Annotated in this window: 18 protein-coding genes; 10 read left to right on the top strand and 8 right to left on the bottom strand. The window is 73.4% G+C overall.

Annotation, left to right across the window (positions count from 1 at the left end):
• Nucleotides 1–43 precede the first annotated feature (43 nt).
• The 4 genes from ACZ619_RS13975 (at nucleotide 44) to ACZ619_RS13960 (ending at nucleotide 7,363) form a co-directional block, all read left to right on the top strand.
• Nucleotides 44–2,236: a bifunctional glycosyltransferase/CDP-glycerol:glycerophosphate glycerophosphotransferase gene (locus tag ACZ619_RS13975; RefSeq protein ID WP_469598299.1), complete on the top strand. Its 2,193-nt coding sequence runs from the start codon at nucleotides 44–46 to the stop codon at nucleotides 2,234–2,236.
• 2 nt (nucleotides 2,237–2,238) lie between these two features.
• On the top strand, nucleotides 2,239–4,425 hold the full coding sequence (locus tag ACZ619_RS13970; protein ID WP_469598297.1) for a bifunctional glycosyltransferase/CDP-glycerol:glycerophosphate glycerophosphotransferase: 2,187 nt from the start codon (nucleotides 2,239–2,241) through the stop codon (nucleotides 4,423–4,425).
• Nucleotides 4,422–5,741, top strand: a complete 1,320-nt coding sequence (locus ACZ619_RS13965; RefSeq protein WP_469598295.1) for a hypothetical protein — start codon at nucleotides 4,422–4,424, stop codon at nucleotides 5,739–5,741. The genes ACZ619_RS13970 and ACZ619_RS13965 overlap by 4 nt, the downstream gene beginning before the upstream one ends.
• A 158-nt stretch (nucleotides 5,742–5,899) precedes the next feature.
• Complete coding sequence (locus tag ACZ619_RS13960; protein ID WP_469598293.1) at nucleotides 5,900–7,363, top strand: hypothetical protein; 1,464 nt, start codon at nucleotides 5,900–5,902, stop codon at nucleotides 7,361–7,363.
• On the opposite strand, the gene ACZ619_RS13955 is transcribed toward ACZ619_RS13960, so the two are convergent.
• Nucleotides 7,353–7,769 carry an organic hydroperoxide resistance protein gene (locus tag ACZ619_RS13955; RefSeq protein ID WP_469598291.1) on the bottom strand — a complete coding sequence of 139 codons (417 nt, stop codon included), beginning with the start codon at nucleotides 7,767–7,769 and terminating at the stop codon, nucleotides 7,353–7,355. The two genes, ACZ619_RS13960 and ACZ619_RS13955, sit on opposite strands and share 11 nt — an antisense overlap.
• Before the next feature lie 124 nt (nucleotides 7,770–7,893).
• Here ACZ619_RS13955 and ACZ619_RS13950 point away from each other — a divergent pair, with 124 nt between their 5' ends.
• Nucleotides 7,894–8,376, top strand: coding sequence for a MarR family winged helix-turn-helix transcriptional regulator (locus ACZ619_RS13950; protein ID WP_469598289.1), 483 nt, complete (start codon nucleotides 7,894–7,896; stop codon nucleotides 8,374–8,376).
• 51 nt (nucleotides 8,377–8,427) lie between these two features.
• Here the strand turns inward: ACZ619_RS13950 and ACZ619_RS13945 are convergent, their stop codons facing one another.
• A complete protein-coding gene (locus ACZ619_RS13945) occupies nucleotides 8,428–9,918 on the bottom strand; it encodes a glycosyltransferase family 39 protein (RefSeq protein WP_469598287.1) in 1,491 nt (496 codons plus the stop codon).
• Nucleotides 9,919–10,141: 223 nt separating this feature from the next.
• On the opposite strand from ACZ619_RS13945, the gene ACZ619_RS13940 reads away from it, so the two are divergent.
• Together ACZ619_RS13940 and galE are read left to right on the top strand one after the other, a co-directional pair.
• Nucleotides 10,142–11,461, top strand: a complete 1,320-nt coding sequence (locus ACZ619_RS13940; protein ID WP_469598285.1) for a glycosyltransferase 87 family protein — start codon at nucleotides 10,142–10,144, stop codon at nucleotides 11,459–11,461.
• A 38-nt stretch (nucleotides 11,462–11,499) separates the two neighbouring features.
• Complete coding sequence (gene galE, locus ACZ619_RS13935) at nucleotides 11,500–12,480, top strand: UDP-glucose 4-epimerase GalE (protein ID WP_469598283.1); 981 nt, start codon at nucleotides 11,500–11,502, stop codon at nucleotides 12,478–12,480.
• Between the two features lie 106 nt (nucleotides 12,481–12,586).
• On the opposite strand, the gene ACZ619_RS13930 is transcribed toward galE, so the two are convergent.
• The 3 genes from ACZ619_RS13930 to ACZ619_RS13920 form a co-directional block, all read right to left on the bottom strand.
• Nucleotides 12,587–13,522: an RNA polymerase sigma-70 factor gene (locus tag ACZ619_RS13930; RefSeq protein WP_469598281.1), complete on the bottom strand. Its 936-nt coding sequence runs from the start codon at nucleotides 13,520–13,522 to the stop codon at nucleotides 12,587–12,589.
• A gap of 126 nt (nucleotides 13,523–13,648) precedes the next feature.
• Entirely contained in the window at nucleotides 13,649–14,026 is a 378-nt protein-coding gene (locus ACZ619_RS13925; protein ID WP_469598279.1) for a DoxX family protein, read from the bottom strand.
• A gap of 80 nt (nucleotides 14,027–14,106) precedes the next feature.
• Nucleotides 14,107–14,736: a TetR/AcrR family transcriptional regulator gene (locus ACZ619_RS13920; protein ID WP_469598277.1), complete on the bottom strand. Its 630-nt coding sequence runs from the start codon at nucleotides 14,734–14,736 to the stop codon at nucleotides 14,107–14,109.
• A gap of 378 nt (nucleotides 14,737–15,114) precedes the next feature.
• Between ACZ619_RS13920 and ACZ619_RS13915 the strand changes: the two genes are divergently transcribed.
• Nucleotides 15,115–16,032, top strand: coding sequence for an ABC transporter permease (locus tag ACZ619_RS13915; protein WP_469598275.1), 918 nt, complete (start codon nucleotides 15,115–15,117; stop codon nucleotides 16,030–16,032).
• Entirely contained in the window at nucleotides 16,025–16,876 is an 852-nt protein-coding gene (locus ACZ619_RS13910; RefSeq protein WP_469598273.1) for an ABC transporter ATP-binding protein, read from the top strand. The genes ACZ619_RS13915 and ACZ619_RS13910 overlap by 8 nt, the downstream gene beginning before the upstream one ends.
• A gap of 173 nt (nucleotides 16,877–17,049) precedes the next feature.
• Here ACZ619_RS13910 and ACZ619_RS13905 read toward each other — a convergent pair whose 3' ends face one another.
• From ACZ619_RS13905 to ACZ619_RS13895, 3 genes are all read right to left on the bottom strand, one after another.
• Nucleotides 17,050–21,987, bottom strand: a complete 4,938-nt coding sequence (locus ACZ619_RS13905) for an NAD-glutamate dehydrogenase (RefSeq protein ID WP_469598271.1) — start codon at nucleotides 21,985–21,987, stop codon at nucleotides 17,050–17,052.
• A gap of 505 nt (nucleotides 21,988–22,492) precedes the next feature.
• On the bottom strand, nucleotides 22,493–23,158 hold the full coding sequence (locus tag ACZ619_RS13900) for an HAD family hydrolase (protein WP_469598270.1): 666 nt from the start codon (nucleotides 23,156–23,158) through the stop codon (nucleotides 22,493–22,495).
• A gap of 120 nt (nucleotides 23,159–23,278) precedes the next feature.
• Entirely contained in the window at nucleotides 23,279–23,791 is a 513-nt protein-coding gene (locus ACZ619_RS13895; RefSeq protein WP_469598268.1) for a DUF6912 family protein, read from the bottom strand.
• Nucleotides 23,792–24,084: 293 nt separating this feature from the next.
• Between ACZ619_RS13895 and ACZ619_RS13890 the strand changes: the two genes are divergently transcribed.
• Nucleotides 24,085–24,546 (top strand): Rv3235 family protein, encoded by a 462-nt coding sequence (locus ACZ619_RS13890; RefSeq protein ID WP_469598266.1) that lies wholly within the window; start codon nucleotides 24,085–24,087, stop codon nucleotides 24,544–24,546.
• Nucleotides 24,547–24,786: the final 240 nt, after the last annotated feature.

The following is a 24,786-nucleotide window of genomic DNA, read 5'->3' as shown; positions in this document are numbered from 1 at the left end:
CGGCGGGGCGGCCGGGCCGCGTGCACACCTGAGAAAGAGCAGCATGCCCCGCTTCAGCATCATCGTCCCCTCCCACGGGGTCGCCGGCCGGCTGTCCCAGGCGCTGGACTCGGTCCTGGCCCAGTCCTTCGGCGACCTGGAGCTGATCCCGGTCTGCGACGCGCCCGACGCCCCGGCCGCCTCGGTCGCCGCCGGCCACGCCCGGCGGGACCCCCGGGTGACCCCGGTGCACTCGCCGCCCTCCGCCGGGCTGAGCGGGGCCCGCAACACCGGGCTGCGGGCGGCGAACGGCACGTACCTCCTCTTCCTGGACGGCGACGACGTACTGGCCCCGGGTGCGCTGGCGCTGCTCGACGCACGGCTGGCGGAGACCGGCGACGTGGACGTGCTGTACTTCGGGCACGAGCGGACGCCCTGGTGGGAGGGCGAGCCCAGCACCCCGGCCGGCCCCCTGCTGGCGGGCGCCCCGCAGGGTGCCTTCGCCCCGGCCGAGGCACCCGGGCTGACCGGGGTGGCCCTGCCCGCGTGGAGCGCCGCCTACCGCCGTGCCTTCGTCACCGACCAGGGGCTGCTCTTCCCCGACGGCCCCTTCACGGACGTCGGCTGGGGCGGCCTGACCACCGTCGCCGCCGCGCGGATCGCCGTGCTGCGCCCGGTGGTCGTACGGCACCGGCTGCGCCGGCAGGGCAGCCGGCCGAACCTTCCCGGGCCGCACCAGCACGGACTCCTCGACCAGGTGGAGCTGGTGCTGCGGGCGGCCGCCGGGCTGCCGGGCGACCGGGCGCGGCCGCTGTTCGAGCAGCTCTTCGGGCCGGTGCTGAAGACGGCGTCCCGCCCGGAGCGGCTGCCGTCCGGGCACCGGGCGTTCTTCCGGCGGGCCGGGCGGCTGCACCGCGCGCACCGGCCGGCCGGGTTCCGGATGCCGGGCGGCAGCCTCGGCGTCCAGCACCGGCTCCTGGCGGCGGGCGCCTACACCGCGTTCCGGGCGCTGCGCGGCGCCAACCGGGTGGCCGTGCGGGCGGCCGAACGGCTGCCCCGCCCGCGCATGCCGCTCACCCGGCTGCGCTACGCCCTCGCCCTGCGCCGCCCGCTGGACCGCAACCTCGCCGTGTACTGCGCCTACTGGGGGCGCGGCTACACCTGCAACCCGGCCGCGATCCACGCCGCCGCCCGCCAGCTCGCCCCGCACATCCGCTCGGTGTTCCTGGTCGAGGCCGGCCAGGAACACACCGTGCCCGAGGACGTCGAGTACGCGGTGATCGGCAGCCACCGCTATTGGGAGGTGCTGGCCCGCGCCAAGTACCTCGTCAACAACGCCAACTTCGCCGAGGGGGTCGTCAAGCGGCCCGGCAGCGTGCACCTCCAGACCCAGCACGGCACCCCGCTGAAGAAGATGGGCGTCGACCAGTCGACGTACCCGGTGGTCGCCGCGCAGACCGGCAGCTTCACCAAGCTGCTGGGCCGTGTCGACCGCTGGGACTTCAACCTCTCGTCCAACCGGCACTCCACCCAGATGTGGGAGCGCGCCTTCCCCGGCTCGTACGAGGCGCTGGAGTACGGCTATCCGCGCAACGACATCTACTACGCGGCCTCCGCCCACGACGTGGTCCGCGCCCGCCGTCTGCTGGGCGTCCCGGACGGCAGCAGGGCGGTCCTGTACGCGCCGACCCACCGCGACCACCACACCGGCTTCGAGCCCGGCCTCGACCTGGAGGCGTTCTGCGAGGCGGCCGGCGAGGACGTCGTCGTACTCCTGCGCGCGCACTACTTCTACGACCGGGGCCGGCCCGCGGGCGGCGGCCGGGTCATCGACGTCACCGCGCACCGCTCCGCCGAGGAGGTGTGCCTCGCGGCGGACGCGCTGATCACCGACTACTCGTCCATCATGTTCGACTACGCCAACCTCGACCGGCCGATCGTCGTGTACGCCGACGACTGGGACGTCTACCGGCAGACCCGGGGCGTCTACTTCGACCTGATGGCCGAGCCGCCCGGCCCGGTCGCCCGCACCCCGGAGGAACTGGCCCGGATCTTCCGCGACGGCTCCTACGCGGGCCGGGAGTCCAGGCGGCTGCGGACCGCGTTCCGCACCCGCTTCTGCCAGTTCGACGACGGGCTGGCCGCCGAGCGGGTGGTACGGCGGGTGTTCCTGGGCCGTCCGCCCGAGGAGATCCCGGCGGTGATCCCGCTCGCGGAGCGGCTGCCCGCCCCGGCCGCGACCCTGGTGAGGAGCTGAGCGTGCCCCGGTTCAGTCTGATCGTGCCCTGTTTCAAGGTGCAGGGCTTCCTGCGCGAGTGCCTGGACTCGGTGCTGGAGCAGTCCTTCGACGACATCGAGGTGATCGCGGTCGACGACCGCTCCCCGGACGGCTGCGGGGAGATCCTCGACGAGTACGCGGCCCGCGACCCGCGGGTGCGGGTGCTGCACCTCCCGGAGAACGTCGGCCTGGGCCGCGCCCGCAACGCCGGACTCCCCTACGCCTCGGGCGACTTCCTCCTCTTCCTCGACAGCGACGACACCCTCGTCCCGGGCGCGCTGCGCGCGATCGCCGACCGGCTGGCGGAGAGCGGCGACCCGGACGTGCTGGTCTTCGACTACGCCCGCACCTACTGGTGGGGCGGGACCCGGCGCAACGCGCTCGCCGAGGTCCTCGGCACCACCCCGGAGGTGTTCACCGCGGCCGGACACCCCGAGATCCTGGACCTGCTGATGGTGGTCTGGAACAAGGTGTACCGGCGGGACTTCGTGACGGCGAACGGCTTCCGGTTCCCGCCGGGCTACTACGAGGACACCCCCTGGACGTTCCCGGTCATGCTGAGCGCGGACCGGATCGCCACGCTCGACCGGATCTGCCTGAACTACCGCCAGCGCCGCCAGGGCAACATCCTGTCCACCACCAGCCGCAAGCACTTCGACATCCACGACCAGTACAGGCGGGTCTTCGCGTTCGTCGACTCCCGCCCGGAGCTGGACGGCTGGCGCCCCTACCTGCACCGCAAGATGGGCGAGCACTGCCTGGACATCCTCGCCAAACCGGACCGGCTGCCGCCCGCAGCCAGGGGCGAGTTCTTCCGGCGCACGGCGGAGCTGTACCGGGCGCTGCGCCCCGAGGGTGCCGTCCTGGGGGTGCTGGGCGGCCCCTACCCGGTGTACCTGCTGCGGCGGCAGGCCGCGCGGGCCGGCCGGGAGGGCGGACGGCAGGCGCTCAGGGTGCGCCGGGCCGCGGGAGCCCGGGCCCGGCGGACGCTGACCGGGCTGCGCGGGACGCGCCGGCCGGACGAGAACCTGGTCCTGTACTCGGCCTCCTCGCACCAGGGGCTGCTGGGCGACCCGGCGGCCGTCTACCGCAAGGCCCGGGAGATCGCCCCGGGGCTGCGCGGGGTGTGGGTGGTGCGGGACGCGGAGGTGGCGGCGGGGCTGCCCGCGGACGTGGAGCACGTGCTGCTGGACTCGCCGCGGTACCTGCGGCTCGCCGCCCGCGCGAAGTTCTTCGTCAACGACGTCAACTGGCCCGGGAGCCTGGTCAAACGGCCCGGCAGCGTGCACATCCACACCCACCAGGGCACCCCGCTCGGGTACCTGGGCGCGGACCTGCTGGACAAGCCCGGCGCCCGGCTCGGCTTCGACGTGCCGCAGATGCTGCGCCGGGCCGACCGCTGGGACCACAGCCTGGTCGCCAACCGCCACTCCGAGCTGGTCTGGGAGCGGGCCTACCCCTGCCACTTCGCCTCGGCCCGCACCGGCAGCCCGCGCAACGACGTGCTCGTCGCGGGCGGCCGGACGGACTTCCGGGCCCGGTACGGCATCCCGGCCGACCACACCGTCGTGCTGTACGCCCCGGCCCGCCGCGACTACGTCCGGGGCGGCCACGTCGAACGGATCGATCCGGCCCGGTTCGCCGCCGACCTCGGGGCGGGCCACACGCTGGTGGTCCGGCTGCATCCCGCCCTGGCGGCCGGTCCCGCCCGCGGCACCGGCCTCGCGGAACTGCACCGGCGCGGGATCGTGGTCGACGCGACCGGCGAGCCGCACGTCGAGGAGGTCATGCTGGCCTCGGACGTCCTGGTCACCGACTACTCGTCCGTCATGTTCGACTACGCCAACCTCGACCGGCCGATCGTCGTGCACGCCGACGACTGGCCGTCGTACACCGCGAGCCGGGGCGCCTATCTCGACATCACCGCCGAGGCGCCGGGCCATGTGTCCCGTTCCTACCGGGAGCTGGCGCGGCTGTTCGCCTCGGGCGGCTGGCGGGACCAGGAGTCGGCACGGCTGCGGGCCGGCTTCCGGTCCCGGTTCTGCGAGTTCGACGACGGACGGGCCGCCGAACGGGTCGTACGGACCCTGCTCCTGGGCGAGCCGGCGTCCCTGCCGGGCCTGGTTCCCGGGCCGGCCGGCACCCGCGACCTGCTGGCGTCGACATGAGCGGCGGGACGGCCACGGCCGCCGCGACCGTGCCCGCAGCGCGTGCCCGGGTGCTGGTGCTGCTGCTGGCCGCCGTGTTCGCGGTGTGCCAGCTGGCCGCCGTCACCGGCCGGGACACTCCCGACTCCGAGAACTACGTGTCGTACGCGCTGACGCTCGGCGGGGCCGGCAAGCGGCAGGCGGCGGCCGAGACCGTCGACTGGGCGTGCGCGGGCAGGGCCTCGCTGGCGGAGCGCGCGCAGGGTGTGGACGTGCTGCGCTTCCATGCGCCGAGCCCGTCGGCGCGGGTGTTCGCCCAGTGCCGTTCGGCCGAACTGCGGCGGGTGGAACGGCGGTTGGCGGCCGGGCAGACGGACGGCCACATCGTGCCCTTCGTCGGCCCCCGGCTGCGGGCGATCTTCGAGGTGCGGCCGGGCTACCCGGTGTTCCTGCTCCCCTTCGTCACCGTGTTCGGAGTGACGTGGGGGGTGTGGCTGGCGAGCGTGCTGGTCGCGGCCGGGGGCGGGGCGCTGGTCTTCCTGGTCCTGCGGACGCTGTCGGTGCCGGTGCCGCTCGCGCTGACCGGGCAGGCCCTGTACTACGTGCTGCCGGTGGGCACGACCGCGATGCGGCCGATGACCGAGGGCCTGATGCTGGCGCTGACCCTGACGGCGGTGTGGGGCTGCGCGCTGGCCCTGGACCGGCGGCCGCGGGCGGGCACGGCGCTGGTGGCGGGCGCGCTGCTCGCGCTGTTCGCCGTGAAGCACTCCCAGGCGCTGTTCCTGGGCGGCTGCCTGGCCGCCGCGGGGGCGGTGGTCGCGCTGTGGCGGCACCGGCGGGGCCGGGCGCCCGGCCGCGGGGCGGCGGCGGTCGCGGTCGCGGGGTGCGTGGCGGTCGTCGGCACGCTGCTGCTGGCCCGGCTGCTGCGCTACCCGTCCGAGGCGGAGAGCATGCAGGACCTGCTGACCGGCCACTACACCCGTCCCGACCGGGTCCGTCCCTGGCGCGAGTTCCTCCATCTGGAGCTGGGCTTCTGGGTGGAGTGGCTGCGCCGGCAGCTGACGGAGCCGCTGTTCCTCGGCGCGCTGGCGGCCGGGGCGGCGGGCGCGGTGCGCCGGCCGGCCTTCGGGGTCTTCCTGCTGGCCGCGGCGGCCACCGGCGTCCTCACCCAGGCCGGGCACCCCGACATCAACATCTGGGGCGCCCGTCTGATCGTGCTGGCATGGCTGCTGCCGGTGGTGGGGACACCACTGCTGCTCGAACCGCTGCTGCGCCGGGGGACGGAGGCGCCGGTGCCGGCCCAGGCGGCTCCCCGGACGGTGGGCGCCGGACGGTGACGGCCGGACGATGACGGCCGGACGGTGACGGCCGGACGGTGACGGCCGGACGGTGACGGCCGGACGCCGGCGGGTTCACTCGATCAGGTGCGGTGCGGCAAGGTCGTGGTGGCGGACGGGAAGACTCGGCAAATGGTCCGCCCCCTCCGTTCCCGCCGGTGAGCGCCGGCACCCTGGTCCGGCCCGCCGGGCGCGGCTCCACCGCCCTGCGCGGCGGCCGCGTCCGGCGGTTCACCCCGTACCAGGTCTTCGGCCTGCTGTTCTGGCTGCTGATGACGCTGGCGTACTGGCGGGTGCCGCCGTGCTGCGAGGCCGGGCAGCACGCGGCGGCGGTGGAAGGGCTGCTGCGGACGGGGCTGCGGGGCCCGGCGGGCGCCGCCGTCTCCCCCTACGTCCTCGCGCAGGGCGCCCTGGCCCGGTTGACCGGGCTGACCGGCTGGCAGGTGCTGCGGGTGTGCGGCCCGCTGAACCTGCTGGTGCTGCTGACCGGCCTCGGCCGTCTGGTGCGGGTGCTGACCCCGCGCCCCTGGGCACCGGTGCTGGCGCTGGCCTTCACGGCCGTCCTGTGGGGCACGGCACCGGGCCCGGGCACCGGCTCGGTCGCGCTGCTCCCCCTGACGGGCAGCCTCGGCTACCCGTCCGCGTGCGCCCTCGGCCTGGCCCTCTGGGCCTGGGCCCTGACCGGCACCCGGGCCAGCGATCCGCGCCGGGTGCGCTACGTCGGCCCGAGCGGACTGCGCGGCCTGTCCGGGTACGCGGCGCTCGGGGTGCTGTACGGCGTGGTGGCGCTGGTCGACCCGGTGACCGGGGTGGGCGCGACGGCCGGGGCGGTGGCCTTCGCGGCGGGCCGGCAGCGGGGGTGGCGGGGCGCGGTGTGGGGGCGCTGGGCCCTGCTGTGCGCGGTGGCCGCCGCGCTGGTCGTCCTCGGACCGCACGCGCGCGTGCTGCAGCAGCCGTACGGGGTGACGCCCGGCCGGTGCTGGCTCGCGCTGTCGCTGGGGGTGCCGGCGCTGTGGCTGCGGGCCCGCGGGGCGGCCGGGCGCGCCGTCGGCAAGACCGCGGCCGTGCTCGCCGCCTGGCGCGATCCGCTCGTACTGCTGTTCGCCCTGGAGTGCCTGGCGATGGCGTACGGCCGTCTCGGCGGGCTGCTCGGCCCGGCCCTGCTGGCACCGCAGTGCGCGCTGGCGGTGGAGCTGGCGGCGGCGCGCCCCTGGCCGCTTCGGCGGCGGGTGCTGGGCTGGGCCGCGGCCTGCGGGGCCTGCCTGGGTTTCCTGACCGCGCAGGCCGGGGCGGTCGTACCGCGCTCGGTGGACCCGGTGGGCTTCGCGCAGCCGCCGCGCTGGCCCTCGTACGACTGGGCGGCCCGGCACATCGGCCCGGGCGAGCCGGTGCGCACGGACGCCTACTACGCCGTCCGCCTGCTGCCCGGCTACGGCATCGAACTGAGCGACGGCCGCGACGGGCACGACCACCGCTCCCGGGCGCGCTGGCTGCTGCTGACGCGGCGCGAGCGGCTGCCCGGGGAGGCGGTGGTCGTGGACTGGAGCCGGCGCACGGGGGAGGTGCTGGCGCGGCTCACCCGGACGGGGGACACGCCCCCGGCGGTCCGGACTACTCGATGACGAGGTCGACCGGGATGTTGCCCTTGGTGGCCTTGGAGTAGGGGCAGAAGGCGTGGGCCTGGTGGACGAGCTTCTCGCCGGTCTCGCCGGCGAGGTTCTCCGGGAGTTCGACGCGCAGGGTGACCTTGAGCGCGAAGCCGCCGTCGGTCTCGTCCTTGCCTATGCCGACCTCGGCGGTCACGGAGATCTCACCGGTGTCGACCTTGGCCTGGCGGCCGATGGCGCCCAGGGCGCTGGCGAAACAGGCGGCGTAACCGGCGGCGAAGAGCTGCTCGGGGTTGGTGCCCTGGCCGTTGCCGCCCAGCGCGGGCGGGAACGCCAGCGTGAGGTCCAGCTGCCCGTCCGAGCTGACCGCCCGTCCCTCCCGGCCGGTGGCGGTGGCGGCTGCGGTGTAGAGCGCGTCCATGGAAGACCATCCCTCTCGGAGTCCGTTGTGCCGGCGGCCCCGTTCCGGCCGCCCCACGGCCATAAGTAGAGCACACAATTAAATTGCGCACAACTAAATGGCTCGCAAGCGCTACGCTCGGTCCATGACCGCGACGACCCCGACCCCCGCCCCCGGGCCAGAGTGGCTCCGCCTGGACCGCCAGATCTGCTTCTCCCTGCACGCCGCGTCCCGCGCCTTCAACGGCGTCTACCGCGTGATCCTCAAGGACCTCGGGCTCACCTACCCGCAGTACCTGGTGATGCTGGTGCTGTGGGAACAGGGCGACCTGCCGGTCAAGAAGCTCGGCGAGCACCTGCGCCTGGACTCCGGCACCCTCTCCCCGCTCCTCAAGCGCCTGGAGGCGGCGGGCCTGGTGCGCCGCGAGCGCAGCGCCCGCGACGAGCGCTCGGTGGAGGTCCGGCTGACCGCGGAGGGGGACGCGCTGCGGGAGCGGGCGCTGGAGGTGCCGCGCCGGATCGTGGCGGCGACGGGTTTCGAGGTGGACGAGATCCGCGAGCTGAAGGAACGCCTGGACCGGCTGACGGGGACGCTGGACGCGGCGGCCCTGGAGGAGGGGTCCCGCTAGACCGGCCGCTGCGCCGGGTCCGCCGGACACCCGGCGGACCCGCCCGGCCGGCTAGAGCGCGCCCTCGCCCCGGACCGGCCGGACGTACAGCCGCAGCGCGACCCCGTCGACGACCAGCTCCTGGCGGAGCACGAACTGCTGGTTCAGCACGGCGGCCTTCGCCCGCTCCGTCGACAGCCGTGGCCGGTACCCGCTCACCAGCGCGTACTTCTCCACCACCGCCCACACCTCGTCGGCCCCCGCCAGCCGCCGCCGCAGGGTCCCCGCGCCCACCTCACGCCCGTACAGCGTCCCCGAGGCGGGCCCCGGCTCGGCCAGCGCCACGTCCCGCACGCCCTTGAAGCCCTCCGGGTACGCGAGCTCGGTGCCGCGCGCGTGGGCCGGCAGGAACAGGACCGGGTCGCCGGGCCGCAGCACCCGCGCCGCGGCCCGGGCGACCGCGCCGAGGTCGTCGGGCCGGGTGCCCGGCAGCCGGTCCTGGCGCAGCAGCGGCACCTGGTGGGTGAAGGCGAGGACGACCGCCAGCACCCCGGCCAGGGTCAGCGCGGGCGACCTCGGTGCCGTCGCCGTGCCGTGGGACCAGAGGCGGCCGAGGACCCCGGCGACCCGGTCCGCCCCGAGCGCGGCGAGCAGCGGCGCCCCGGCGAGCGCGTACAGCACATAGCGGTCGACGTACAGCGGAGTGAGCTGGGAGGCCAGCATCAGCGCCAGCGGCGGCAGCACCGCGAGCGGCAGGGCGACCGCCGCGAGGGTCACCTCGCCGCGCCGGCCCACCAGCCGGGCCAGCCCCAGCAGGGCGAGCGCCAGGCAGACCCAGTACACCCCGTCACTCGGCCCGAGGTACTGGCGCAGCAGCTCCTGCGCGGTCTCCGTGTCCGGCTCCCGCAACCACGCCACCTGGGCCGACTGCGCGTGCGAGACGACGACCATCGGCAGCAGCGACAGCGCCACGCCCCCGGCCGCGCAGCCCCACCCCCGCCACACCCTTGCCGACGAACGGGCCAGCGCGAGAGTTCCCGCGTGCGCCAGCAGCAGGAGCACCGCGAACTCGTGCAGCCAGCAGGTGAGTCCGAGGACGGCGGCGTACCACGCCCAGGCCCGCCGGCCGCCCTCCCGCGCCGCCCGGACGAAGAGCAGCGTGGCGCCGGTCGCGCCGGCGGCGACCAGGGCGTAGGAGCGGCCCTCCTGCGCGTAGTGGCCGACCAGGGGCGTGACCGCGTACAGCAGTCCGGCCCACAGACCCACGCGCGGCCGGGCGAGCCGGGCGCCGAGCGCGGCGACCAGGCCCGCGGTGACGGCCGCCGCGCACAGCGAGGGCAGCCGCAGGACGACCTCGCCGGGCCGGCCGGGATCGGCGGCCAGGACGAGGTGCATCAGCAGGTAGTACAGGCCGTGCACCGCGTCGACGCCGTGCAGCAGGTGCCAGATCTGCGGCACCGTGCGCCGGGCGACCTGGTAGGTGACGGCCTCGTCGCGCCACATGCCGCCGCGGTCCAGCCGCCAGAGCCCGACCGCGAGCATGACCGCGGCCGGGACGGCCACGACGGCGACGCGGCGGGCGCGGTGCGCCGGCCGGCCCGGCGGAGTCGGCCGGACGGCGTCCGTCGCTCGCGTTGTACGCGTTGTTCGCGTTGCTTGCGGATGTGCCCTTACAAGAGGCCCGATGCTCACCACGGCCCGATCTTTTGCGATTAGCCAACCTTTGCCGGGTATTGACGGCGTATCGGCATGGATACACCATCCGGGCGGCTTACGCTCGCCGTTGATGAATCGCCGCCCGTACTTCCCGGTCCCCCGCGTCCCGTTCGCCCCGTCCGTTCGACTCCCGCGCCTCCTGTGTCTCGCCGCCCTCTGGATCGCCACGCGCGCGCTGATGCTCTGGCTCCTCGCCCACAACAACGAGCGACTCCTGGGACACGGAGCGGTCGCGCGCGAAGTCTGGCGGCTGTACTTCCACTGGTACGGCGTGCTGTCGCACGGCGCGTTCCCGGCGCACGACACGTTGTGGCAGTACCCGCCGGGCGCCGGCGCGGTGCTGCTCGCGCCGGGGCTGGTGCCGGGGCTCAGCTACTTCCGGGCGTTCGTGGCGCTCACCCTGGCCGCCGACGCGCTGGTCACGGCGGCGCTCGCGCGCGCGGGCAGCCGCCGCGGCCGCACCCTGCTGGGCGCGACGGTGTGGACCGGCGGCCTCCCGCTCCTGCTGCACCTCCCGCTCGCCCGCTACGACGTGGAGGTCACCGCCTTCGCCGTGCTCTCCCTGCTGGCGCTGTCGCGCTCCACGCGCGCGTGCGGGGCGCTCGCGGCGCTGGGCGCGCTGGTGAAGGTGTGGCCGGCGCTGGTGCTGCTGGGCGTCCCGCGCGGCCGTCCGACCCGTTCGGCGTGGCTCACCGCGGCCCTGACCGGCGCGGTGACCCTCGCCGGGTTCCTGCTGTCCTTCCGCGCCCCGCTGGCCTTCCTGCGCCAGCAGGGCGGCCGGGGCGTGCAGATCGAGTCGCTCGGCGGCACCGCGCTCAGCCTCGCGCGGCACGCCGGCTGGCGGGGGACGACCCGCTACCGGTACGGCGCCATCGAACTCGTCGGCCCGCACGTGCACGCCGTGGCGACCGCCTCCCTCGCGCTCACCGCGGCGGCCCTCGCGCTCCTGGTGCTGTGGCGGGTACGGGCGCGACGCTGGACCGAGGCCACCCCGTACGACGCGGCGCTGAGCGCGGTGCTGCTGTTCACCGTCACCAGCCGGGTGATCAGCCCGCAGTACATGATCTGGCTGCTCGGTCTGGCCGCCGTCTGCCTGACCTCACGGCAGACCACCCAGCGCCCGGCCGCCGCCCTGGTCGTCACGGCCACGGCGGTCAGCGCCGTGGTCTATCCCACGTTCTACGGCGAGGTCGTCGGCTGCACCTGGACGGGCTGCCTGCTGATGCTGGCCCGCAACGGCCTGCTGGTCACCGCCACCGTGCTGTCGTTCACCCGCCTGTGGCGCGCCACGCGCCGGCCGCACACCACCCCGCGCACCCCCTCGGTCACGGGGAGCCACCTCGCCCGTCCTCGTTTGTCAGCGGCACCTGTTTCACTGAAAGGTGACTGACGGACACCACGGGCCAACTGACGAGGGGACGGCCACTCATGACCTGGCTGATCACCGGCGGCGCCGGTTACATCGGGGCGCATGTCGTACGTGCGATGGCGGAGGCGGGCGAGCGGACGGTGGTGTACGACGACCTGTCCACCGGCATCGCCGAGCGTCTGCCGCAGGACGTACCGCTGGTGTCCGGCTCCGTGCTGGACGGCGGGCGCGTCGCGCGCGTGCTGGCCGAGCACGAGGTGACCGGGGTGGTCCACCTGGCGGCGAAGAAGCAGGTGGGCGAGTCGGTGCAGCTCCCGCTGCACTACTACCACGAGAACGTCGAGGGCCTGCGGGTGCTGCTGGAGGAGGTGACGCGGGCCCGGGTCGCGTCGTTCGTGTTCTCCTCCTCCGCCGCCGTCTACGGCATGCCGGACGTCGACCTGGTGACGGAGCAGACGCCGTGCGTACCGATGTCGCCGTACGGCGAGACGAAGCTGGCGGGTGAGTGGCTGGTGCGCGCGACGGGCCGGGCGACGGGCCTGTCGACGGCCTCGCTGCGCTACTTCAACGTGGCGGGCGCGGCCGGCCCCGAGCTGGCCGACGTGGGCGTCTCCAACATCGTCCCCATGGTCTTCGAACGGCTCACCCGCGGCATGCCGCCGCAGATCTTCGGCGACGACTACCCGACGCCGGACGGCACCTGCGTCCGCGACTACATCCACGTGGCGGACCTGGCCGACGCCCACGTGGCCGCGGCCCGCGCCCTGGAGGCCTCGCCGGGCCGCGACCTGACCCTCAACGTCGGGCGCGGGGAGGGCGTCTCGGTCCGCGAGATGATCGACCGCGTCAACGCCGTCACCGGCTACGGCCTCCCCCCGGCCGTCGCCCCCCGCCGCCCCGGCGACCCGTCCCGTGTCGTCGCCTCCGCCGACCGCCTCGCGACGGAACTCGGCTGGAAGGCCAGGCACGATGTCCAGGACATGATCACCTCGGCCTGGGAGGGCTGGCTGCGCCTGCACCCGGAGGCGGCGAGGAACTGACCGCCCCGGACCCGCCCCGCACCGCGGGACACCGCCGCGGGCGCCTTGGGGCGCTCGGGACACCGCCACGGCGCCCCAGGGCGCCGCGAAGATCCACTGAAGCGCCCTATTCCCCTTCCCCGCGCGCACCGCGGCGGGCCTGCCGGACCTCCTCCGAGAGGGCCCAGGCGTCGGCGACCGGGCCCATGTGGGTGAGTTTGTCGGGGTTGAGGACGAGGCGGATCGCCTGGACCCGGCCGTCGAGGATGTCGAGGGAGAGGGCCTGGAGGATCCGGCCGTCGCGGTCGCGGAAGACGGCGCCCGGCTGCCCGTTGACCTCGTGCCGCTCGCAGGTGACCTCGATCCGGGGCAGCACCGGGAAGACGGCGGCCAGGAGCCGGGCCACGTTCGGGGCGCCGGCGACCGTGCGGGCCAGCCGCGGGGCCTTGCCGCCGCCGTCGCCGACCAGCGACACGTCGGCGGCGAGCAGGTCCTGGAGACCGGCCAGGTCGCCCGCGTGGAGTGCTTCGAAGAAGCGGGAGGCCAGCGCGTCGCGCTCCGTGCGGTCCGCCTCGAAGCGGGGGCGGCCCTCGGCCATGTGGCGCCGGGCCCGCACCGCCAGCTGGCGGCAGGCGGACTCCGAGCGGCCCACCGCCGAGGCGATCTCGGGAAAGCCGAAGTCGAACACCTCGCGGAGCACGAAGACGGCCCGCTCCAGCGGGCTGAGCCGCTCTAGGAGCAGCAGCGCCGCCATCGACACCGAGTCGGCCAGCTCGGCCGACCGGGCCGGGTCCTGGTAGGGGTCGGCGAGCAGCGGCTCGGGGAACCACGGGCCGACGTAGGCCTCGCGCCGGACGCGGGCCGAGCGCAGTACGTCGATCGAGATCCGGGTCACCGCGGCCGACAGGAACGCCTTGGGCGACCTGACCTCCGCCGTCGACCCCTCGTAGCGCAGCCAGGTCTCCTGGACCGCGTCCTCGGCCTCGCTCACGCTGCCCAGGATCCGGTAGGCGATCGAGAACAGCAGGGGCCGCAGCTCCTGGAACTCCTCGGTCCTGTTCATGTCCGCTCCCCCATGTCGCCCGTGCCGTCCGTGTACCCAGCGTCGCCCGTGTCGCCCCGTGCCGTCCGTGTACCCGGCGTTCCCCATACCCCTGACCGTCCCCTCCGGCACCCCTGGGCCCACGGCTCAGAAGGACCCGGGTCCGAACCGGCCGACCGCGACGACCAGCGCGAGCACCAGGTAGACCAGGTTCAGCGCCACGAACGCCCGCTCGCCGCGCCGGCCGTGGGTGATCATCGCGCCGACCATCAGCAGGATCCAGCAGACGGCGGTCACCGGCACCAGTACCGGAGCGACGCCGACGACGGCGGGCAGCACCAGGCCGGCCGCGGCGAGGAGTTCCAGGACGCCGAGCGCCTTCACGAAGCCGTCGCCGGCCTCACCGGTCCAGCCGCCGCCGTGCGCAGCGGCCAGCTTCTCCCTCGGCACGAACGTCTTGGTGACGCCGCCGGTCAGGGCCACCGCCGCGAGCAGTCCGGCGGCGATCCACAGGGCGAGGTTCATCGTCCACTCCTCGGTAGGGGATGCGTGCACCCCCTACGACGAGACGGCGGTCCCGCCTGTGACATCACCCGCCAGGAGGTTCACCGGAGCGCCTTCAGCGCCTCCGCCGTCCCCCGGGCCAGCGATCCCAGGTACCCCTTCGGCAGCTTCGGGGAACGGATCACCACCGAGCGCCAGTACAGCGGCCCGGAGATCAGGTCCATGGCCAGGTCCTCGTCGAGGTTCGCGGCGAGTTCACCGCGCTGCCGCGCCGCCTCGATGATCTTGCTGGCGACGCCCTCCTGGCCCTCCCGGAGCGTCTTCTGCACGGCCTCGGCCATCTCCGGGTTGCGGGCCGCCTCGGCCTGGAGGTCCGGGATGATCTGCGAGGCGACCGGGTGCCGCAGCGCGCGCGAGGTGACCTCGTACAGCAGCCGCAGGTCGCCCTCCAGGGAACCGGTGTCGGGGACCGGCAGGCCCATCACGGCGAGGGCGGAGACGACGTCGAGGACCAGGTGCAGCTTGGAGCGCCAGCGGCGGTAGACGGCGGTCTTGCCGACACCCGCACGCCGGGCGATGCCCTCGATGGACATCCTGGCGTAGCCGACCGCCGCGAGCTCCTCGAAGACGGCGGCCCGGATGGCCTCGGTCACGTCCTCACGCAGGACGGCGGCCCCGGCGGGGGCTCGTCGGCGCGGACGCGTCTGGGACTCCTCGGCGTTCGTCGTCATGCTCCCAGCATAGGGGCGTAACGACGAAACGGTTGCGTCCCGACGAATCACCACCCATCACCACCCGATCGCCGCAGCCGGGCCGCGCTGAACGGGTGTCCGGCCGCCGCCGTACCGAACACGTGCCCCACGGCTCCCCCGGTTCCCCCTCCGCAACGAATCGGTAGCGCCCCGACGTCGGAAGTGTCACGGCACACATCCATCCGTCACGACGAAACGGTTGCGTTCCGACGCCCACTCCGCCTACGCTCCCGTTGCGACGATACGGTCCCGTTCCGACGTAAGAAAACGTGAAGAGAAGCGTAAGCAAACATCGGATGACGGGCCCGGCGCCCAGCCGGACGCCGCACCCCCACCCCCCGAGTGAAAGCAGCGGATGTGACCCAGGTTCTCCACACACCGCCTTCGGCTCCGGTCACGGCCGAGGACGACCTCGCGGCACTCGCCGCCCGGCACGGACTCTCGGTCAGCGGCGCCCGTCCCTCCCTGCCGCAGTACGTCCGCCAGCTGTGGGCGCGGCGCCACTTCATCACCGCCTTCGCCACCGCCAAGCTCACCGCCCAGTACGCCCAGGCGAAGCTCGGCCAGGTCTGGCAGATCATGACCCCGCTGCTGAACGCCGCGGTGTACTACTTCATCTTCGGCGTGCTGCTGGACACCAAGAAGGGCGTGCCGGACTACATCCCGTTCCTGGTCACGGGCGTGTTCATCTGGACGTTCACCTCCAGCTCGATCATGACCGGCACCCGTGCCATCGCCGGCAACCTCGGTCTCGTCCGCGCCCTGCACTTCCCGCGGGCCGCGCTGCCGATCTCCTTCTGCCTCCAGCAGCTCCAGCAGCTGCTGTTCTCGATGTGCGCGCTGATCGTCATCCTGCTCTGCTTCGGGGTGCCGGTCGCGGCCTCCTGGCTGCTGGCCGTCCCGGCGCTGATCCTTCAGTTCACCTTCAACACCGGCATGTCGCTGATCATGGCCCGCTGGGGCGCCAAGACACCGGACATCTCCCAGCTGATGCCGTTCGTGCTGCGCACCTGGATGTACATCTCCGGCGTCATGTGGAGCATCGACAAGCTGACCGGCAAGCACCAGGACCTGCCGGGCTGGGTCGCGCCGGTGCTCAAGGCCAACCCGGCCGCGGTCTACATCGACCTGATGCGCTACTCCATGATCGACAGCTTCCACGCCGCCCAGCTCCCGCCCCACGTGTGGATCATCGCGACCGGCTGGGCCGTCGTCGTCGGCGGCGGCGGCTTCATCTACTTCTGGAAGGCTGAGGAGACGTACGGCCGTGGCTGAGAACGTGAGCGACACCCGCATCCCCACCGTCGTCGCCGACCGCGTCGACATCGTCTACCGGGTCAACGGGACCGGCGCCGGACGCGGCTCCGCCACCGCCGCCCTCAACCGGATGCTGCGCGGCAAGAAGCGGGCCGAGAACGCGGCGGGCGTCCGCAAGGTGCACGCGGTCAGGAACGTCTCCTTCGTCGCCTACAAGGGTGAGGCGATCGGACTCATCGGGACCAACGGCTCCGGCAAGTCCACGCTGCTGAAGGCCGTCGCCGGCCTGCTCCCGGTGGAGAACGGCGCCATCTACACCGACGGCCAGCCCTCTCTCCTCGGCGTCAACGCGGCCCTGATGGGCGACCTGACCGGCGAGAAGAACGTCTACCTCGGCGGCCTCGCCATGGGCATGTCCCGCGAGGAGATCAAGGAGCGCTACCAGGACATCGTCGACTTCTCCGGCATCAACGAGAAGGGCGACTTCATCACCCTCCCGATGCGGACGTACTCCTCCGGCATGGGCGCCCGGCTGCGCTTCTCCATCGCCGCCGCCAAGGACCACGACGTCCTGCTCATCGACGAGGCCCTGGCCACCGGCGACGCGTCCTTCCGGATGCGGTCCGAGGAGCGCATCCGCGAACTGCGCCAGCACGCGGGCACGGTCTTCCTGGTCAGCCACAACAACAAGTCCATCCGCGACACCTGCGAGCGGGTGCTGTGGCTGGAGCGCGGGGTGCTGCGCATGGACGGGCCGACCGAGGACGTCCTCGCGGAGTACGAGGCCTTCACCGGCGACAGGTCCGACAAGGCGAAGCCCAAGCCGAAGCCCAAGCCGAAGGTCGTCGCCCAGCCCTCCTGACCGGCCGCCCCGGGTCGACCAGGCCGACCCGGCCCCACACGGATCCACCACCACGAGCCGCGCCGTCCCTGCACGGCGCGGCTCGCGTCCGTCACCGCGCGCCCGGTAGGCATCGGTAAGAAAAAGAACGCCCCGGGCCGGCACCGGCCCGGGGCGTTCTTCACGCGCTACGGCTACGAATGCGTCCGCAGCAGCGTGCGCATCGTCCGCATGGCCACCGACAGGTTGGCCAGGTCGAAGGAGTCCGAACCGCGGATCTCCTCCAGGGTGGCCCGGGCCCGGCCGAGGATGGCCGCGTTCTTCTGCTCCCACGCCTGGTAGCGCTGCTCGGGGGTCGAGCTGCCGTTGCCGACGGCGAGCACGTCCGCGGTGAGCATCGCGTGGGCCGCGTACAGGTCCTCGCGGATGGAGGCGCGGGCCATCGACTGCCAGCGGTCGGCCCGCGGGAGCTCGATGATGCGGTCCATCAGCTGGGCGATGCCGAGGCGGTCGGCGAGGTCGTAGTAGACGTCGGCGACGTCCAGCGGCTCCTTGCCCATCCGGTCGGCCACCGACACGATGTCCAGCGCCGGGAAGGCGGAGGAGAAGCCGGCCACCCGGGTCGCCAGCTCGTCCGGGACACCGGCCGCGGACAGCTCGTCGTACACGTGCTGGTACCACTCCAGGTCCGCGCCGCGCAGCAGCTTGGGCAGCTGCTGCCAGACCTGCTCGACCCGCTCCGAGAAGAACTCGACGGTCTCGGCCAGCTCCAGCGGCTGCGGACGGTTGTTGAGCAGCCAGCGGGTGCCGCGCTCGACCAGGCGGCGCGAGTGCAGCCGGATCCGGGTCTGGACGGCCGCGCCGGCCTTGTTGTCCAGCTCCTCGACCGCGTCCCACACCGAGGCGGACCGGAAGATCGCGCGGGCCACGGTCTGCGCCCGGACGATCTCCTCCAGGGAGGCCCCGGTCTCCTCGCGCAGCCGGTGCAGATACGTCGTACCGCCCGTGTTGACCGTGTCGTTGACCAGGACGGTGGTCGTGATCTCCCGGCGCAGCGGGTGGCCGGCGAGCGCGTCGGAGAACCGCTCGCGCAGGGCCGTCGGGAAGTACGCGTGCAGCAGGCTGCTCAGGTACGGGTCGTCCGGCAGGGTGGTGGCCAGCAGTTCGTCGGCGACCGTGATCTTCGTGTAGGCCAGCAGGACGGCCGTCTCGGGACCGGTCAGGCCGTGCCCCGCGTTGATGCGCTCGCGGATCTGGCGGTCGGTGGGCAGGAACTCCAGCGCCCGGTCGAGGTGGCCCTCGCGCACCAGGTGGCGCAGGAAGCGCTGCTGGGCGTGGAGCATGTCCTCGGACTGGGCGAGCGCGTTGGCGATCGCCACGTTCTGCGCGTAGTTGTTGCGCAGCACCAGGGCACCGACCTCGTCGGTCATCTCGGCGAGCAGCTTGTTGCGCTGCTTGACCGTCATGTCGCCGTCCGCGACCACGCCGTTGAGCAGGATCTTGATGTTCACCTCGTGGTCGGAGGTGTCCACGCCGGCGCTGTTGTCGATGGCGTCGGTGTTGATCTTGCCGCCCTGGCGGGCGAACTCGATCCGGCCGAGCTGGGTCAGGCCCAGGTTGCCGCCCTCGCCGACGACCTTGACGCGCAGGTCGGCGCCGTCGACGCGGATGGCGTCGTTGGCCTTGTCGCCGACGTCCGCGTTCGACTCGGCGGACGACTTGACGTAGGTGCCGATGCCGCCGTTCCACAGCAGGTCGACCGGTGCCGCGAGGATCGCCTTCATCAGGTCGGCCGGGGTCACCTTGGCGACCCTCTCCTCGATGCCGAGGGCCTCGCGGATGTGGCTGTTGACCGGGATGGACTTGGCGCTGCGCGGGAAGATCCCGCCGCCCGCCGAGAGCAGGTCCGTGTCGTAGTCGCCCCAGCTGGAGCGGGGCAGGTCGAACAGGCGGCGGCGCTCGGCGTAGGAGGTGGCCGCGTCCGGGTTCGGGTCGATGAAGATGTGCCGGTGGTCGAAGGCGGCGACCAGGCGGATGTGCTCGCTGAGCAGCATGCCGTTGCCGAACACGTCACCGGACATGTCGCCGATGCCGACGACCGTGAAGTCCTCGGTCTGGGTGTCGACGCCCAGCTCCCGGAAGTGCCGCTTCACGGACTCCCAGGCGCCGCGGGCGGTGATGCCCATGCCCTTGTGGTCGTAGCCCGCGCTGCCGCCGGAGGCGAAGGCGTCGCCGAGCCAGAAGTTGTAGCTGCCGGCGACCTCGTTGGCGATGTCGGAGAACGTCGCCGTGCCCTTGTCCGCGGCGACCACCAGGTAGGTGTCGTCCTCGTCGTGCCGGACCACGTCCTGCGGCGGCACGACCTCGCCGGCCACCATGTTGTCGGTGATGTCGAGCAGCGCCGAGATGAACGTCCGGTAGCTGGCGATGCCCTCGGCCAGCCACGCGTCCCGGTCCACGGTCGGGTCCGGCAGCTGCTTGGCGACGAAGCCGCCCTTGGCGCCGACCGGCACGATGACGGTGTTCTTCACCATCTGCGCCTTGACCAGGCCGAGGATCTCGGTACGGAAGTCCTCGCGCCGGTCGGACCAGCGCAGACCGCCGCGCGCGACCTTGCCGAACCGCAGGTGCACGCCCTCGACACGCGGCGAGTACACCCAGATCTCGAACGCCGGGCGGGGCGCCGGCAGGTCGGGGATGGCCTGCGGGTCGAACTTCATGGAGACGTAGGTGTGCGGCTTGCCGCCGGCCGTCTCCTGGAAGAAGTTGGTGCGCAGCGTCGCCTTGATGACGGTCAGGAAGGAGCGCAGGATGCGGTCCTCGTCGAGCGAGGCGACCTGGTCGAGCGCCGCGTCCAGCTCTTCGAGCAGGGCGTCGGTGATCTCCAGGCCGGCCTTCTGCCGGTCCGGCGACATCCGCGCCTCGAACAGGGAGACCAGCAGCCGCGTGGTGTGGACGTTGTTGCGGAGGGTGGTCTCCATGTAGTCCTGGCTGAACGTGGAACCGGCCTGCCGCAGGTACTTGGCGTACGCGCGCAGCACCATCGCCTGCCGCCAGCTCAGCCCGGCGCTCAGCACCAGCGCGTTGAAGCCGTCGTTCTCGGCCAGGCCGGTCCAGGTCGCCGAGAACGCGTCCTGGAACCGCTCGCGGCCGTCGTCGCCCAGGTAGTCGCCGCTGCCGGCGCCGGACGCCTTCGGCATCCGCAGCCCGAAGTCGTAGATCCACGCGGTCGTCCGGTCCGCGCAGCGCAGTTCGTACGGCCGCTCGTCGATGACCTCGACGCCGAGCCGGTTGAGGACCGGCAGCACGGCCGACAGGGAGATCGCCGCGCCCTTGCGGTAGATCTTGAAGCGGCGCTCGCCGGGGGCGGCGCCCACCGGCTCGTAGAGGCTGAGCGCGAAGTCGTTGCCCGCCTCCTCGGTGAGCCGCTCCAGGTGGACGAGGTCGGCGACCGCCGCGCGCGGGGTGTGGTCGGCCTTGTAGCCCTCGGGGAAGGAGCTGGTGTACTTGCGCAGCAGCTCGGCCGCGCGCTCCTCGCCGCACTCGGCGTTGAGCGCCTCGGCGAAGGCGTCCGCCCACGAGCGGGCCGCCTCGACCAGGCGGGCCTCGATGCGGTCCTTGTCGGTGTCGGACAGCTCGGGCAGCTCGGTGCCCTGCGGGACCCGGACCACGAAGTGCAGCCGGGACAGGATCGACTCGGTGTTCCAGGCCGTGAAGTCGACGCTGGTGCCGCCGAGTTCCTCCTTCAGGATGTCGATGATCCGCAGCCGGACGCCGGTGGTGTAGCGGTCGCGGGGCAGGTAGACGAGGGCCGAGTAGTAGCGGCCGTACTCGTCCTGGCGCAGGTAGAGGCGGAGCCGGCGGCGTTCCTGGAGGTAGAGGACGCTGGTGACGATCGACTCCAGCTCGGGGACCGGGGTCTGGAACAGCTCGTCGCGCGGGTAGGTCTCCATGATCTGGAGCAGGTCGCGGCCGTCGTGGCTGTTGGGCGAGAACCCGGCGCGGTCCAGGACTGCGTCGACCTTGCGGCGGATGACGGGCACCCGGCGCACCGACTCGGTGTAGGCGGCGGACGAGAACAGGCCGAGGAAGCGCCGCTCACCGACCACGTTGCCGTCCGCGTCGAACTTCTTGACGCCGATGTAGTCGAGGTACGACGGCCGGTGCACGGTGGACCGGCTGTTCGCCTTGGTCAGGACGAGGAGCTTGTGCTCACGGGCCTTGGCGCGGGCGTCGGCGGGGAGCCGCTCGAAGGAGGGGCTGACCGGGTGGCGCTCGTCGACGGCGTGGTGCGGGTCGGAGCGCAGGATGCCGAGGCCGGTGCCGGGCACGGCGGCCAGCGAGTCGTCCTCGCGCAGCTGGTACTCGCGGAAGCCGAGGAAGGTGAAGTGGTCGGCGGCCAGCCAGCGCAGCAGCTCGCGGGCCTCGTCGACCTCGGGGCGCGACAGGTCGCCGGGGACCGGCTCGTCGGCGAGGCCCTCGCCGATCCGGACGGCGGCCTCCCGCATCTTCTCCCAGTCCTCTACGGCCTCACGGACGTCGGACAGGACGCGCAGCAGGTCGGCGGTGATCTGCTTGAGGTCGGAGCGGTCGGTCTCGCGGTCGATCTCGACGTGGATCCAGGACTCGATGTGCGTGTCGTGGGGCAGTTCCGCGCCGGGGGCCGGGGTGGGCAGCACCTCGAGGAGCTTGCCGGTGAGGTCGCGGCGGACGACGAACTGGGGGTGGATCACGACGTGGATGCCGCGTCCCTGCCGGGTCAGCTCGTTGGTGACCGAGTCGACGAGGAAGGGCATGTCGTCGGTGACGACCTCCACCACGGTGTGGCTGCAGGTCCACCCGTTCTCCTCGACGGTCGGGGTGTGCACCCGGACGTTGGCGGTGCCCTGCGGGCGGGTCTCGGCGAGACGGTAGTGCGAGACGGCGGCGCCGAAGACGTCGACCGGGTCGCGGTCGGTGAGGTCCTCCGGCGCGGTGTGCAGGTAGTAGCGCTGGAGGAACGCGAACACGGACTCCTGGTCCGCCTCCCCCGCCGTCCCAGTCGGTAGGTGCCCCCCTGCCGGGCTGTTCTCAGCTACCCGGGCGGCCCGATCGAGCAGCTCGGCCTTGGCTTCGTCCAGCTTGGTCTGCATTGTCCTCTGGCTCCTGTCGCGCGCCATTGCGTGACGTAGAAGGAAGTACGGGATCTTCCCCCTGCGGCTCGACGCCACGGCCGGGGTGTCCGGTCGTCTTCGACGCTATGCCGCAAGGTGAGATGAGCGGGGGGTATTCGGCCATTCTCGACGCGCCCCGAGGGTGTGACGTCGCTCTCGGCGTCACCGCTGCCAGGGCTTTCTTCGATGCCCTCCGCCCGAGAAGACCAGCGACCGCCGCCCGGTCACGGAGGTGCTCCGTGCTCACCGGGCGCAGGGCAGGGGCGACGGCGCCCCCGCGAACTATCGCGCTGATCACGCCACCAGGCTATCGCTCCCGAAGGGGGGGCCGTCATGAGCCGTATGTGTACAAAACAGGGGGTGGAACTTTGACACTCTGCACAGGGACGACGGCACCGCCACCACTCCCGCCGCCGCCCCCGTACCGCCGTCCACCCGGCCGGCGGTACCTCTGCCGGCGATGTGGCGTCCGTGGCGGCGGGGCTCAGGCGGCCAGCCGCTGTGCTTCCTCGACGGCCTCCGCCAGGGAGTCCACCACGGGTACGCCGGCCTCCTCCAGGCTCGCCCGGCCGTGCGAGCCGCCGGTGTAGAGCACCGCCTTGGCCCCCGCCGCCCGCGCGGCCACCGCGTCGTCCGCCGCGTCCCCGATCACCACGGTCCGCCCCGGCTCCACGCCGGTCAGCGTCCGCAGGTGCCGCACCATGTGCTCGGCCTTGCTGCCCCCGGACGGCCCGACCCGCCCGTCGACCCGGACGAAGTGCGGCTCGATTCCGAACCCCCTTACCAGCGGCACGAGTTCGTCGTGGACGTACATGCTCAGCAGCGACTGGCTGCACCCCTGTGAACGCCACCCGGCCAGCAGCTCGGCCGCCCCGTCGGTCAGCCCGCACCGGCCCCGGTGCTCGGCGTAGTACCGGTGGAAGATGACGTCCATGGCCTCCCACTCGGCCTGGGTGGGCACCCGGCCCATCAGCCGCTCGTAGAATCTCGGCACCGGCACGCAGTACAGCGCGCGGTACTGCTCCAGCGTGATCGGTGCCAGGCCCAGCTCGGCCGAGGCCGCGTTCGTCGCCCCGATGATCGCCTCGTTGTCGTGGAACAGCGTCCCGTTCCAGTCCCAGACGATGTGCGCGTTTTCGTGCTTCCCCATGCCAAAACGCTACCCGCCGCCGCCGACAATCAAGTCAGCCGGGACATCACCGCAGGTCACAGCGGCCACCGGGGTGTGCGGGGGCCTGTCGGAGGAACCTGCCGGGGGCAGTCGAGAGGGTCAGCCGAGCCCGACCAGGTTCGGGATCTCCTGCGTGGCGTACCAGAGCAGTTCGTGGTCCTCGGCCCCGTCCACGACGAACTGCGCGTCGTCGTCCCCGCCGTCCGCCGCGGCCAGCGCCCCGGCCGCCGCGGTCACGTCCTCCTCAGCGTCGTCGGAGTCGACGTGCACCGAGGCCGCCCTGGCCAGCGCCACCGTCCCGGTCACCCGGACCTCGCCGAGCGCGGCCGGGTCGAGCCCGCGGTCCGGGTCGGCAGAGGCCGTGCCGTCGGGTACGTCCACGGCCACCACGACCCGGCGGCGCTGCGCGCCCGGGTCGGCCGCCAGCCGCCGCAGGGAGCCCAGCGCGGCCCGGTTGAGCGCCGCGTACTCCAGTTCCTCTATGTCGTCGGAGAGGTACCACTCGCGCAGCGCGGGCGTCACGGCGTACGCGACGAACGGGCCGGTCCCCAGCTCGCCCGTCCGGTGCGCCTCGGCGAGTCCGGGGAGGGTCAGGGGGACGTAGACGCGCATGGCTGGCAGCTCTTTCCTGGACGCTTCCGGAGGGCCTACAGGATACGTGCGGGCGTCCCCTTTCGGGTCCCGGGCGGTGACGTCGGGGGCGTCCACCCGGCGCCCCCGGATTCACCCGGTGCCGCCGCCCGCCCAGGCGGATTCCGGTCCCCCCGACCACTCGGATAGGTGAACTCTCCTGGGCCTCGACACGGACCGCCGTCGCCTTGCCGCCGTCACCGCCGCCCCCGTACAAGATCCCCAACCGCAAGTTACCGCCCGGTACCCGCCGGGCCCGCCGAACGGGGACCCCCATGAACAAGGTCATGACCAGGACCGCCCAGCTCCGCCCGAGCGCCCGCCCGCCCGGCCGCCGCGACTCCCGCCGCCCCGGCGCGCCCACGTCCCGCAGGCCGCTCGCGCCTCCGGCGTCGCCGACGGGCCCCCGGCCCACCGACCTCTTCGCGGAGCGCCTGCTGGCCGTCCTGAGCGGCCGCCGACCGGTCCACTGGATGCTCCGGCACACGGCGGGCGCCGCCTACGACGACCTCGCCCGCCTCGCCGAACGCGGCCCCCTGCGCACACGCGGCACCGACCCGGTCGTCCGCGACATCGGCTACTACGTCCCCCGCGCCGGCGCCCTGGAGGTCTTCGCCCGCATCGCCGCGGGCGAACAGCTCCGCGCCATGGCCTTCCGCCTCGAACAGGGCCCCGACCTCCGCTGGCGCTGCACCGCGGTGGAACTGGGCGCCCCCCGCAGCCCCCAGACCCCCTGACGGGCCCACCAAGCAGGCCAGGCGGCCCTCAGACCGACTGACCGAGCCGCCCCGCCGCTCAAACCGGCCCCAGGCCGTAGGTCCAAGCCCGGGCCTACGGCCTGGGTCGTGCCCCCGGTCGGGGAGACCTCGGGGCCGGAGCGTCGTGTGGCGGTGAGGTGGGGTGGGGTCGGTGGGCGAGACATGCCAGCCGCTTCCGACGCCCCGCCAGCGTCGTGTGGCGGTGGGGTCGGTGGGCGG

This window comes from Streptomyces sp. NPDC104367 (assembly GCF_055583825.1).
Note: the sequence above shows the minus strand (reverse complement) of the source record. Positions and strands in the feature narration are given on the sequence as shown.